11 protein-coding genes are annotated in these 12,754 nt (G+C 43.5%); 9 read left to right on the top strand and 2 right to left on the bottom strand.

Annotation, left to right across the window (positions count from 1 at the left end; all coding sequences use genetic code 11):
- Positions 1 to 53: 53 nt before the first annotated feature.
- Entirely contained in the window at positions 54 to 3,089 is a 3,036-nt protein-coding gene (locus BW980_RS08900) for a ThuA domain-containing protein (protein ID WP_083690440.1), read from the bottom strand.
- Positions 3,090 to 3,267: 178 nt separating this feature from the next.
- Between BW980_RS08900 and BW980_RS08895 the strand changes: the two genes are divergently transcribed.
- The 9 genes from BW980_RS08895 (at position 3,268) to BW980_RS08855 (ending at position 11,211) form a co-directional block, all read left to right on the top strand.
- Positions 3,268 to 3,861: a methyltransferase domain-containing protein gene (locus BW980_RS08895; protein WP_076454899.1), complete on the top strand. Its 594-nt coding sequence runs from the start codon at positions 3,268 to 3,270 to the stop codon at positions 3,859 to 3,861.
- Between the two features lie 105 nt (positions 3,862 to 3,966).
- Positions 3,967 to 4,344 (top strand): hypothetical protein, encoded by a 378-nt coding sequence (locus tag BW980_RS08890; RefSeq protein WP_083690439.1) that lies wholly within the window; start codon positions 3,967 to 3,969, stop codon positions 4,342 to 4,344.
- 214 nt (positions 4,345 to 4,558) lie between these two features.
- On the top strand, positions 4,559 to 5,362 hold the full coding sequence (locus tag BW980_RS08885) for an MbnP family protein (RefSeq protein WP_076454898.1): 804 nt from the start codon (positions 4,559 to 4,561) through the stop codon (positions 5,360 to 5,362).
- A 62-nt stretch (positions 5,363 to 5,424) separates the two neighbouring features.
- Entirely contained in the window at positions 5,425 to 6,471 is a 1,047-nt protein-coding gene (locus BW980_RS08880; protein ID WP_076454897.1) for a cytochrome-c peroxidase, read from the top strand.
- Positions 6,446 to 7,465: a transporter family protein gene (locus BW980_RS08875; protein WP_076454896.1), complete on the top strand. Its 1,020-nt coding sequence runs from the start codon at positions 6,446 to 6,448 to the stop codon at positions 7,463 to 7,465. Before BW980_RS08880 ends, BW980_RS08875 begins: the two co-directional genes overlap by 26 nt.
- A 214-nt stretch (positions 7,466 to 7,679) precedes the next feature.
- On the top strand, positions 7,680 to 8,375 hold the full coding sequence (locus BW980_RS08870) for a DUF2490 domain-containing protein (protein ID WP_076454895.1): 696 nt from the start codon (positions 7,680 to 7,682) through the stop codon (positions 8,373 to 8,375).
- Between the two features lie 39 nt (positions 8,376 to 8,414).
- Entirely contained in the window at positions 8,415 to 9,635 is a 1,221-nt protein-coding gene (locus BW980_RS08865) for a bifunctional alpha/beta hydrolase/OsmC family protein (RefSeq protein WP_076454894.1), read from the top strand.
- Between the two features lie 131 nt (positions 9,636 to 9,766).
- Positions 9,767 to 10,405: a hypothetical protein gene (locus tag BW980_RS08860; protein ID WP_076454893.1), complete on the top strand. Its 639-nt coding sequence runs from the start codon at positions 9,767 to 9,769 to the stop codon at positions 10,403 to 10,405.
- A 200-nt stretch (positions 10,406 to 10,605) separates the two neighbouring features.
- Entirely contained in the window at positions 10,606 to 11,211 is a 606-nt protein-coding gene (locus BW980_RS08855; RefSeq protein ID WP_076454892.1) for a superoxide dismutase family protein, read from the top strand.
- A gap of 82 nt (positions 11,212 to 11,293) precedes the next feature.
- Here BW980_RS08855 and BW980_RS08850 read toward each other — a convergent pair whose 3' ends face one another.
- Positions 11,294 to 12,394 (bottom strand): BamA/TamA family outer membrane protein, encoded by a 1,101-nt coding sequence (locus BW980_RS08850; RefSeq protein WP_076454891.1) that lies wholly within the window; start codon positions 12,392 to 12,394, stop codon positions 11,294 to 11,296.
- Positions 12,395 to 12,754 lie beyond the last annotated feature (360 nt).

The raw sequence follows: 12,754 nt of genomic DNA, 5'->3' as shown, positions 1-12,754 counted from the left end.
AAAAGCGGCCCACATAAATGTAGGCCGCTTTTCTATTTTTAAGGAAAGACGTTTTACTTAGACGTATCCGCTGCTTCCTTTTCTTTCAATACTACAGTTTGTACACCGGTAAGCGGTATGGCCCCTTCTTGGCCGTTATCGGTATAACTTGCCGTGATGACCATCACCTTGTCATCTTTGGTCGGTTTCGGTACAATACTACCCGAAGCGGGAAGCGACTTCTCCTTTACCGAAGTATCGGCCAAAGACATGATGTACTCCACGATCTGTCGGGTTTCATCTTTGGTGATATTAGGATGTGCAGGCATTACTACTTCACCCCAAACACCGCCGCCGCCTGAGACGATTTTTTTCTGCAGGTAGGCCTTGGCTTTTTTGTCCTTCTTATACTTATCTGCCACGGCCCTATAATTCGGGCCAATAGACGGACCGTTCTCTTTATGGCACGTTTTACAGTCCATTCCCTGTGTAAGGGCCTTTCCTGTTACGGCTGCGGAAACCTGCTGATGCCCTAGTGACATATTCTGCTCATCAAAACTTTCCAAATAATCGACTGAAACAAAAATGTTTTTGGGGTCTATGGTATCTCCATCGGCATCCTTGGCCTTCACCTCATATTTCACGGGAATCCCTTTCTCAAAAAACTCGGCGTTTCCTTCTAAAGCAATGGTCACTTCCGGTCTTGAATTTCCGGCCACTATGGTAATCATATCGCTTTTTACGGCATCGCCCTTATCGTCTTTCACTTCCACGGAAATCCTATAATCACCCGCCGTGTCGTAGGTGTGGCTAATTTGTGGTTCAGTAGTTTCCTTGCTCTCACCATTGCCAAAATCCCACACATAGGAAATAGCATCGTCTTCACGATCTCTTGCCTCTACCTTGGCATTGATCGTAAGCGGTAATTTCCCCGAAGTATGATCTACGACCATATGGTCAATAATCGGTGGACGGTTACCACCATTGTACTCGATATAACTCAAACCGGAATTCTCGTTTTGGGTAAACCAACCACTACCGTATTCCAACAAGTAGACCCTACCATTCGGGCCCATTTCCATATCGATCAGGCTATTTACCTTAATATCGGAAGCAAAAGGCTCCATTTTATATAAGGTCCCGTCTTCAAAGAAGGTAACAGCTTTCATCCATCCACGCATCCAATCATAAATAATGGTTTTTCCATCGAAATAACTTGGGAGTCCTCCTCCATTAGGATACATATCGGAATAATAGGTAGGTCCGGCCATGGCATTTCTTCCTCCCGACCCTACTTCCGGAAATTCTTTGGAATCGACATAAGGGTAGTAGATATAGGCCTCTTTTGCCGGAGGAAGCTCTCGGAGCCCCGTATTGTTCTTAGAATCGTTAATAGGTTTTTGGGGATCAAAAGTAATGCCGCTTTCACCGGTTTCGTAATCGTAATCTACATAAGGTTTGTTATCGGCAACGAACAAAGGCCAACCAAAGTTACCGGCTTCCGTTGCACGGTTCATTTCATCGTAACCCTTTGGCCCTCGTTTTTCAAACTGATCATTACGCGCATCAGGTCCGACCTCGCCCCAGTACAAGGTACTGTTTTTCTGGTCTACCGAAATACGATATGGGTTTCTATGCCCCATCGTATAGATTTCAGGCCTTGTTTTTTCTGTTCCCTTAGCAAACAAATTGCCTTCAGGAATATCATAACTACCGTCTTCGTTCACTTTGATACGAATGATTTTCCCTCTTAGGTCGTTAGTGTTACCTGAAGACCTACGGGCATCATATTGCTCATGCCCCGGAATATCGTTTAAAGGCGCATAACCATTGTTCACATATTTTACCCCTTTCTCGTTGAACGGAGTAGAATTGTCTCCCGTTGAAAGGTAGAGCAATTTATCAGGACCAAAGGCGATGGAGCCTCCCGTGTGGCAGCAGATTTCACGCTGTGAATCCACTTCCAAAATAACCTGCTCCGAAGCCAGGTCAAAAACCCCGTCTTTGTATTGAAAACGAGACAGGCGGTTCACCCACTTGTCTCCCGTAGGGGAATAATAAAGGTAGATCCAATGGTTCGTAGCAAAATCAGGGTCTTTCTGCAATCCCATTAACCCTTCTTCCGCATTGACCCCCGGGGTGTTCAAGGTTTTATAGTAGACATCCAACGAAGCCACTTCCTTGAGTTCTTGGGTAGCATCGTTATACAGGAGTACCTGACCGCGACGTTGCGCGATCAACACATCGTTATTAGGTAATACGGCCATTTCAGTAGGCTCAAAAAACTCGCCAACACTCAATTGTTTTTTTGTAAAACGGTCTACATCAGGTGGTATCTGTGTAGTGGCCTTTGAATAGTCCAATACTTTGTTTTCACCGATGGCATAATTGATTCCTCCCAGTAAATGTTTCAAGAAAAGTTCTTCTGAAAAAGTTTCATCGGTATGGCCCGCACCTGTATAAAAGGCCCGTCCCCCATCAAACTCATGGTACCAAGCGAACGGATGGTAATCGCCGTTGGTACCACCTTCATAGGTAGATTCATCTACGGTCATTACGACGTGCACATCAGGATTGATCTTGTTGTAATTGTAGATTTCATCGCTTCTATGCCAAACAGAGTCGGTAAAAAATTCCGTTGCCGCAAAGTTTTTATCGGTAACGATAAAATCGGCCTCTGGTGTCCCTTTCGGGTGACTTGCAAATTGAGCCCCCACCAGTTTGGTGTACCAGCCCCAGTCGTACTCGGTATCGGCTGCAGCGTGTATGCCTACAAAACCACCACCGGCCTGTATATAACGCTCAAAAGAAGCTTCTTGCTTGGCATCCAGCACATTCAGTGTGGTACTCAAAAAGATAATTGCGGAATACTGCTTTAAATTATCTTCATTAAAAAGTTCCGAATTTATAGTGGTATCGACCTGAAAGCCGTTTTCTGCGCCCAACTTTTGAATAGCGGCAATACCGGCTGGTATCGATTTGTGGTGCCAGCCCGAGGTTTTTGAAAAAACCAAAACTTTGGGTTTGCCCTCTCTTTTTTGGCTTCCATCACCACAAGCGGCAAGGATTAGTCCTACTATAAGGACTAAAATGGATACTGTTTTCTTCATAAATGAAATGCTTGACTTATTTGGTTTAGTTTGAAACAAGTTTTAAATGTAAGGATTAGCTTTCTAATCGCCCAAAAGGAAGTGTTAGAAATACAATTTTGGGAAAATATTAATACAGTTTGACCGGGATTTTATACTAACTTGAAAATTCAGATTACTTTTTAAAGCAAAAATTACGATGGACGACCAACATGAATATTGGACGCAACGGTATAAAGAACACAATACGGGATGGGATATCGGCTCCCCCTCTACCCCCATAAAGGCCTACGTTGACCAACTTACCGACAAAAACCTTTCTATTTTAATACCCGGGGCCGGAAATGCCTATGAAGCCGAATACCTTTGGAAAGAAGGTTTTAGGAATGTTTTTGTGATGGACGTCTCGGAAATACCTTTAGAACATTTTCTCAAGAGAAATCCCGATTTCCCCAAAGCACAATTGCTACAGGAAAACTTCTTTGAGCACCAAGGGCAATACGATCTTATTCTTGAGCAAACCTTTTTCTGTTCTTTCCCTCCTACCGACAAAAACCGCAATGCCTATGCGCAACAAATAGCCAAACTTTTAAAACCCAAGGGAAAGCTGGTAGGCCTTTGGTTCGATATTCCACTGACAGGAGATATGGAAAAACGTCCTTTTGGCGGCTCAAAAGAATTATACCTTACCTACCTAAGCCCTTTCTTCAAGACAACTACTTTTACCCGATGCTACAACTCGATAGGCCCAAGAGCGGATAAGGAGCTCTTTGGTATTTTTGTAAAAAAGTAAAATATCTCGTACGAAGGCCTCTATATGGTATTACCGTAACCACAAAAACGATTCTTTTTGGCGAATTCTATTTTGTCTAAAGGAAAAAGAAAGTATTTTTGCCGCATGAAACAGTACGTAGTGCTTTTCGTGGCGTTTATAATGATGGTCAAACCACTTTGGCCAGTGGCGGAATATATCGCCAACTACGACTATATCAAAAACGTACTTTGCGAGAACCGTGACAAACCGATGCTTCATTGTGACGGTAAATGTTACTTGGCCAAACAACTCGCCAAAGAATCCGAAGAAAATAGTAAAAACCCTTTTGGGGAAAAACAGGCGAAAGTAGAAATACAGCCAGTTGTTTTCTTTCAATCCCTATTACAAATAGAATTTGGTTTGGATACCGATATTCCTTCGATCAAAAACTACAAAATTGATTCGAATTTAATTTCGCTTCTTTTAACATCCGACCTGTCGGAGCCTCCCGAGTGCGCATAATACCTTTCCTTAGAAGATAGCTACGCCGAACTGTGTCCTAAATCGAACAGGGCGGGCATTTTCCCTTTATTAAATAGACAGTTTTTTCCTTTTTAAGGATACAAAGCCTTGTCGCTCAAATAAAATTATAACATACGGATGGGTTCTGGTATGCCTAGAACACATAGCATCAACATAAGCTGCTAGGTCTACCTCCCCATAAAAATATTTACCCATGAAACATTCTTTATTGGCCCTTTCGGCCCTATTCGCCCTTTTTATGACCTCTTGTTCAAGTGATGACGACATGAACGATGACGATGCCCTAACAGGAAGCGGTGAAATTTCTATAAAATTCGATAACGGTTACAATGGTAACGACCTAGTGTTAGGCGTCGAAAACGCGGCCAATGCCAATGGTGAAAAGATCACCATCAACCGTTTTAACTACATCATCAGCAACGTAAGGTTTGTTAACAAAGACGGTGAAGAGTACACTTACGACAAAGACAGTAGTTATTTTATCATCAGCCAAGAAAAAGAGGAAGACCAAATAGAACTTGACGATATCCCTGCCGGTGAATACACAACCTTGAAATTCGGTGTTGGTGTCGATCAAGAAAAATATCTTCAAGGTTCTGAAGGACAAGGCGATTTCCTCGTCGAGGCCGAAGAGAACAATATGATGTGGTCATGGCAAGCAGGTTATAAATTCTTGAACTTTGAAGGCACCTTTACATCGGAGAGCATTACCGAAGCTACGGAATTTAAGATTCATATGGGTAGCCACGGGTCAGAACTTGACAACTACAAGGAAGTCGTTTTACAACTACCGATGAACGTTCGTGTAAGTGATGAAATCGACTCGAATATCCACTTAAAGATAGACGCTTCAAAAATATTGGCAGGAGCCACCAACAGTATTTCACTTACCGAAAAGCAGGTGATTATGGTCGATGCCGAAAAATCGCCTCAAATCGCCGTGAATACTTCAGAAATGTTCGAAGTAGACCACATTCATAACGGAGGGGGACACTAAGCCAAAAGTACAGTAATTGATAACCGGCCCAATAAAGGCCGGTTATCACAACTAAAGTTAAGATGCAAAAATCCAGTATACTTGCAGTACTTGTAACCTTGGCGCTGTGGTCTTGTGATTCGTCCTCAGATGACTACCAGACCGTTAACGAACCCTTGGAATTTACTGTGCCCTCGAATTTTCCGGAGCCGATCTATGACTTAGGGGCAAATCCTCCGACTACCGTAGGTTTTGAGCTGGGCAAAAAGCTCTTCTACGATGGCCGACTGTCAAGCAATGGGTTTATCTCATGCGGATTTTGCCATGAACAACGTACCGCTTTCACACACCATGGCCACCAATTCAGCCACGGTATAGACGACCTCGAAGGGGTTAGAAACACTCCCGCAATACAGAATGCGGCATTTATGAAAGAATTTACCTGGGATGGCGCCACAAGCCATTTAGACCTATTTCCAATTATACCCATTACCAATGAGGTTGAAATGGGCGAAACGGTAGGCAATGTAATCGCTAAAATCAAGAGCGATGACGAATACCAAGAACTCTTCGCCCTGGCCTTTGAAGATGAGGAAGTGAACACCGAGAACTTTTTCAAGGCCCTCTCCCAATTTATGGTGATGATGATTTCGGCCGATTCGAAGTACGATAAGTACGTACGGCAAGAAGAAGGCGGAACATTTACCGAAGAAGAACTTGAAGGACTCTCCGTTTTCCAGAACAAATGTGCCTCTTGCCATGCCACTGACCTTTTTAGCGATGACGCTTTTAGAAATAACGGATTAGCTCCCAACCCAACACTCAACGACATAGGCCGTGAAGAAGTGAGCGGCTACCCTGACGACCGATACAAGTTCAAAGTACCCAGTTTAAGAAACGTGGCCCTTACCGCCCCTTATATGCACGATGGAAGGTTCGGCTCACTAGAAGCCGTACTTGACTTTTACAGTGAGTCGGTCGTAGACTCCCCCACTTTAGATCCCATTTTGAAACAAGAGGGTAGTTTAGGCATTCCCTTAACTGATAATGAAAAAAATGTACTGCTGGCCTTTTTAGGGACATTAACGGATGAAACTTATATAAATGACGAACGATTTGCTGAATACTAGAAACCTGTATCGTTTTTTTACGCTCGTATGCATTGGCTTTTACACCGGCCTTTCTTACGGCAACGATAAGCCGAACATTGACGGCCCGACCCCAAGCGGATGCGCTACGCACATTCATTATGATGGTGAATATTTCGATTTCTGCGACACCTGTGGCTGTGGCAGTAGCGGAGGAAGCATGGGCTACGGTACGGGATTGAACAATAATTTTTTCGGACTGCGCTATATCGGTCAAGAGTACCGATCACGTGACGGAATTTTTGCCGATTCCCCTTGGATTACCGAAAACTTCAACACCATACAGGCCTGGGCCAACCTTCCGATTAGCAAAAGGATAATCGCGAACGTTATCGTACCCTTTCAATTTCACAATAGAAGCCTACCCGACAATACCGAACAGACCATCAGCGGCCTCGGCGATATTAGCGTTCTCGGATTCTACAATCTAATTGCGGCCACACCCGACAGCATCGTTTCCATAAAACCCGAACACTACTTTCAACTGGGCGGTGGTATTAAAATGCCTACCGGGAAATATGACAAAGCCAATAACGAAGGTAGTGTAAACCCAAGTTTTCAATTGGGAAACGGCAGTTGGGATTACGTGTTGGCCATGAATTACGGTTTCACCTATAGGAACTGGGGCATTAGCACTATGGCCAACTACACCATAAAAACCAAGAACCCAAAAGACTACCAATTTGGGAACCAGTTGAATTTAGGCATCAACGCCTTTAAAACCTATTACATCTCCGATGTTGCCCTAACCCCCATAGTTGGGGTTTCCGAGGAAATTTACGCCAGTAACAGGGAATTAGGCATTGAGGTAGCACATACCAAAGGTGATGTTTTCTTAGGAAAACTTAGCATTGAAGCCAGTTACAACAGATATTCATTGGGCCTGACGGGTATGTTGCCTATCAGCCAAAACCTAAACGACGATAAGGTTGAACTCCGCAATAGGGTTTCAGTTTACATGAACATTAATTTATAGATTAATTTTTGTTCTTCATAGTCCTGTTTTCAATGTTTGATAGTCATTCGAAAGCAGGACTTTTTTTATTCCCCATACTAAAAACAGTAAAGTCTTTTTCAACTCTATGGGTTAACAGCTTTTTAAGAATTATGATGTAAAGTTTTTGGTATATTTAAGGTTTTCGTCACTGACGATCCAACTTATTTTCTTTAAACCAAATCCCTCATTTTTTATGAAGCGAAGTCTACTCAGTCTTATTTTTCTATGTTCAATTTTTGCCAATGCCCAAGAGACCGGGGAAAACAGTCTCGGCACATGGCATATGTATTTTGGCACCAATAAAATTTCCGACCGATTTAGCATTCATACCGAAGGTCAATTGCGCTATTTTGAACAGGCCGACAACTTTAATCAGCTTTTGCTCCGAACCGGGCTCAATTACCACCTCAACCCAAACGCCATTGCCACTATGGGCTATGGCTATATTACCACCGATGGCAGTTTTGAGGAATTCCCCGATGAAACCAACACTAAAGAGCACCGTATTTTTGAGCAATTGATCCTTAAAAATAAGGTTTGGGAATTTTTGTTCGAACATCGCTATAGACTTGAACAACGCTTTCTAGATTTTGGCGACGCTACTGATACACAGCACCGGGCAAGGTACCGACTACAGGTAACACTACCCCTTACCGACGTGTTTTTCCTGAATTTTTACGATGAGATTTTCTTGAACCTACAAGATGAAGTTTTTGGTCAAAACCGTTTGTATGCGGCCCTTGGCATTAATGTTACCCACAACCTGAGTGTACAGGCCGGATATTTAAAAAACCACTTTTCTACCGCAAATTTCGACAGGCTACAGATAGGTGTGACCTACAACCCCGACTTAAGGGGTATATTCAAAAAGAACGATAGTGGCAGCTAAGAATCGCTAGCGGTCCAATCACACTAAAAAAAAGCACAGATGAGCCTTCAAAAAGTACGTTTTAAGAATAAGGACGGGCAAGATTTAGTAGGAAGACTGGAACTACCCGCCAATAGACACCCACATAATTTTGCCATATTCGCCCACTGCTTTACCTGTACCAAGAACCTAACGGCCGTGCGCAATATCAGTAAAGCCCTGACGTCAAACGGTTTTGGCGTGCTTCGTTTTGATTTTACGGGTTTAGGCGAAAGCGACGGCGATTTTGAAAACACCAATTTTTCCGGAAACGTTGAAGATTTGATCGCCGCCTCCGATTACCTTGAAAAAAATTACCAAGCCCCAACACTATTGGTCGGGCATTCCTTTGGTGGGGCCGCCATAATATTTGCCGCCGATAGAATCGACTCCATAAAAGCCTTGGCCACCATAGGTGCCCCTTCCAATCCTATCCATATAGAACATCTTTTACAAGAGGGTATTCCCGAAATCGAAAAGAGCGGAAAAGCCGTCGTCAACTTAAACGGAAGGGACTTCACCATAAAAAAACAATTTTTAGACGACCTGCAGCACAAACCGCTGTCACAAACATTGGGACAGCTCCGCAAACCCATACTGATATTGCATTCCCCACAAGATACCACCGTTGAAATTAAAAATGCCGAAGAAATCTATGTGGCCGCACGACACCCCAAAAGCTTTATTTCATTAGATGGTGCCGACCACCTGTTATCGAACAAAAGGGACTCTTTCTATGCGGGCGAGGTCATTTCAGGATGGGCCAAACGTTATTTGGATCTCGACACGACACGTAAAGAGGAACCGAAGACGAAACACCAGGTTGTGGCCAGCCTAGACCACGACGATGGTTTTTCGACCCAAATGAAAGTAGGCAATCACTTCCTTACCGCAGACGAGCCCGTAGATGTCGGCGGAAATGATTTTGGTCCCTCACCGTACGAACTTGTTTCTGCCGGTCTTTCGGCCTGTACGGCCATGACCGTTCAGATGTACGCTAAAAGAAAAGCTTGGGTGATAGACAATATAGAGGTACACACCTCCCACAACAGAAGCCATGTGGCCGATTGTCAGGATTGCGAATCGGACGATTCTAAAATAGACACCTTTGAACGGGAAATAAAGTTAACGGGCCCTCTAGACGAAAAGCAAAAGAAGCGTATTCTGCAAATTGCCGACAAATGTCCCGTTCACAAGACTTTGCACAGCCAAATACAGGTCATCACCAAGCTTATTGACTAAAAAATCTCAGCTTTCGCCCCAACAAACTACAAGAACAATGGCCCTTATGTGTTAAAATCGTCTTGATCTCACCTTGGTTTAGCTGTAAGAATGTTTAACTTTGATGTCAAACCTAAAAATTCACAGTGAACATGAAAAAAATTACACTTTTAGCCCTTGGGCTATTGTTAGTTGGTGCTTTTAGCTGTAAAGACGCCAAAAAGGAAAACACTGAACAAAGTACCGAGGCACAAGCCGCTACGGAAACCTATAACCTAGTACAAGACTCTACAAAGGTTAGCTTCACGGCATATAAGACTACCGAAAAATTACCTGTTGGCGGTAAGTTCACCAAAATAAACATTACTAAAGCCGGTGAGGGTGCTTCGGCCCTGGAAGCTTTAAACGGTACTGAATTCAGTATTCCGGTGAGCAGCTTGTTCACTAATGATGCCACTGGAACCCGTGACCCTAAAATTTTGGAATTCTTCTTTGGCGCTATGGAAAACACCGAACTTATTTCAGGTGTCTTTAAAGTATCTGCCGATAACAAGTGTTCTATTGACGTAACCCTGAACGGCAAGACCGAAAACATTGCCCTTACACATAAAGCCGTTTCTGATACCGCCTTGGCCTTTGACGGCGTTATGAACCTTGAGAACTGGGACGCCCTTGACGCCGTAGCTTCTATCAACAAAGCCTGCGAAGCCCTACATACCGGCAAAGACGGGGTTAGCAAAACTTGGAGCGAAGTAGCCGTTCACGCCGAAGTGTTACTTCAAAAAAACTAGACGCCCTAGAGGGAAAAACAAACTCCCTTAACGCAATACGATTAAAAAAATCCACTTTCCCGATTATACGGAAAGTGGATTTTTTTTATGTCCTTTTCATTTTTGACACTATAGATAAGAATGATGCCGCATATGAATACACAGCCGAAAAACGGTTATTTTCTGGTTAATTTCGGATGGAATCATAAAATTTAGTCACAATGAAACATATAAAATTCAGTTTGGCCATAGTAATGGCCCTGACCATGCTCAATTGTAAAGAAGCCAAAAAAGATACGAACGGAAGCCCAGACAACTCGGGCAAAAGCCTAGACACAACAGAAGAAAAGCTTGTAAAAACAAAGGTCCAGGTAAACGACACCCTCACGGTCAACATGAGCTCAAAAAGCAACAGTAGGGTCAGCGGTACGATTTCATTTGTACAGAGTGGCGGTGAAGTGAAAATGAAAGCCATCTTCACCGGGTTGGACGAAGGCCCCCACGCCATTCACCTACACGAAAATGCCGATTGCTCATCGCAAGACGGAAAGTCGGCAGGCGGACATTGGAACCCTACGAAGGAAGCCCACGGCAAATGGGGTTCTGAAAAAGGCTACCACAAAGGTGATATAGGCAATTTTACGGCCGACCAGGAAGGTCAGGCGACCGTTACCTTTGCTACGGACGAGTGGTGTATTGATTGTAACGACGACAACAAGAAGATTATAGGTCGCTCAGTAATCGTACACAAAGGTCAAGATGACTTTACATCGCAACCAAGTGGCGATGCCGGTTCACGGATAGCTTGTGCAGGAATCACCAAATAAACGAGGTAATACCCCATCAAAAAAGCCACTGTAAAAGTGGCTTTTTTTATTCCTTAAACACCCTATACAGGGGACGATATTCTTAAAAAGCTTCCTTAATGGTAAAGTAAAAATTACCGCCCTCGCCAGACATACCGTAGTCGGCGCGAATACGCACCCCATCCCTTTTGTTGATTATATACCGTATTCCAACACCACCGGCATTTTTATATGCTGAAGAGAAGGCCTCATTTAAAGTAGGAGTCACAGTACCCGAAGAACCAAAGACGGCTCCCCCGAACCTTCCTGCTATAGGAAACCTATATTCCAAAACCATACTCAGTTCCGAAGTATCTTGAAAGCGACGGTTATTGATTCCACGTGTCCGTTTTGACCCCAAATAGAACAAATCGTAAAATGGGGTATTTTTACTACTGCCTCCCAAGAATAGGTTAGCGGCTATAACCTGTTTTTTACCGACCTTTTGGTAATAGCGACTGTCGAGCTCGAACTTCGAATATTTAAAACTTGCCCCCAAGATCTTGCTTGAGGTAAACAAATTACCTTGAATATATACCCCCTCCGTCGGAAAGAATACATTGTCACGTGTATCATAAAAAACGCGAATACCAATGTTCGATAGGGTTCCGTCTCGTTTTCCCGGCACATCGGAGGCTTCCAAAATTCCACCTTCCTCAATTTTCAAACTACTGAAGCTATCGAATTCATAGCCTATCCCGACGTAGAAATTTGGCCATACATCACGCATCAGCGCCAAGCGTGCCCTGGGAAAAGTAACCTCATAGGTTTCCTCATCTTCCTCCCTACTATCTATCCCTACCCCATAAAAATTGTAGAAATACTTATAAAAACCCAGTTCCCCCAACAAACGCCAGCGCTCATTTTTCTTATAGAATTCAAAGGGCATATAGAGCAACAGCTGACTTTTGGTCGTATAACTCAACCCCAGTTGTACCGATGAAGGCCGGGTTTCCCTTTGTTCCCCCTTCAGCCAAAAATTGGCGATACCGATTCCCCCAAAACCAAATGCCGTTTCGGGGGTGTAAAACGCTACGGGAAATGCGGAAACCTTAAGGTTTTTGACAATGGAATCTTGACTACCTTGCGCTTGCTTTTGCGCCATTAATTGACCGCTATGGACAAGGCACAGTGCCAGCATTAAAATTTTGTTGATATGGGCCATTATACGCTTTAAATCGCCCGCTATAAATAGATCTTGGCCGGCAATGATTATACACAGGGCAATTTAGCCCCGGAAAACCGCAAGCGCTGTTCCATATGCATAAATTACTGGCTTAAAAAAGTAATGCACGGCAATTGCTTTTAAATAATAAAGTGATTGGGAGTCGGGACTTTCAGTACTAAGATCCCTATCATCAACGGATAGTATCTATTGCGATTCCTTTCCCGTTTTGAAAGGAGATTCAAGTACAGGCGGCTATTTTTTTTACCACACAGACAAAAGAAGGCTTTAGCGCAACGGATACACTGCTATAGTACATTTCCCCAAATACTTAGCAATTAGCCCACAGACTACTTATGA

It is taken from the genome of Zobellia uliginosa, from assembly GCF_900156625.1.
Lineage (GTDB): Bacteria > Bacteroidota > Bacteroidia > Flavobacteriales > Flavobacteriaceae > Zobellia > Zobellia uliginosa.
This window is presented reverse-complemented; position numbering and strand designations above follow the sequence as displayed.

Coding starts and splice junctions, on each gene's coding strand:
- BW980_RS08855 (WP_076454892.1), top strand. CDS start 10,606: ATGAAACATATAAAATTCAGTTTGGCCATAGTAATGGCCCTGACCATG.
- BW980_RS08895 (WP_076454899.1), top strand. CDS start 3,268: ATGGACGACCAACATGAATATTGGACGCAACGGTATAAAGAACACAAT.
- BW980_RS08880 (WP_076454897.1), top strand. CDS start 5,425: ATGCAAAAATCCAGTATACTTGCAGTACTTGTAACCTTGGCGCTGTGG.
- BW980_RS08900 (WP_083690440.1), bottom strand. CDS start 3,089: ATGAAGAAAACAGTATCCATTTTAGTCCTTATAGTAGGACTAATCCTT.
- BW980_RS08890 (WP_083690439.1), top strand. CDS start 3,967: ATGAAACAGTACGTAGTGCTTTTCGTGGCGTTTATAATGATGGTCAAA.
- BW980_RS08860 (WP_076454893.1), top strand. CDS start 9,767: ATGAAAAAAATTACACTTTTAGCCCTTGGGCTATTGTTAGTTGGTGCT.
- BW980_RS08885 (WP_076454898.1), top strand. CDS start 4,559: ATGAAACATTCTTTATTGGCCCTTTCGGCCCTATTCGCCCTTTTTATG.
- BW980_RS08865 (WP_076454894.1), top strand. CDS start 8,415: ATGAGCCTTCAAAAAGTACGTTTTAAGAATAAGGACGGGCAAGATTTA.
- BW980_RS08870 (WP_076454895.1), top strand. CDS start 7,680: ATGAAGCGAAGTCTACTCAGTCTTATTTTTCTATGTTCAATTTTTGCC.
- BW980_RS08875 (WP_076454896.1), top strand. CDS start 6,446: ATGACGAACGATTTGCTGAATACTAGAAACCTGTATCGTTTTTTTACG.
- BW980_RS08850 (WP_076454891.1), bottom strand. CDS start 12,394: ATGGCCCATATCAACAAAATTTTAATGCTGGCACTGTGCCTTGTCCAT.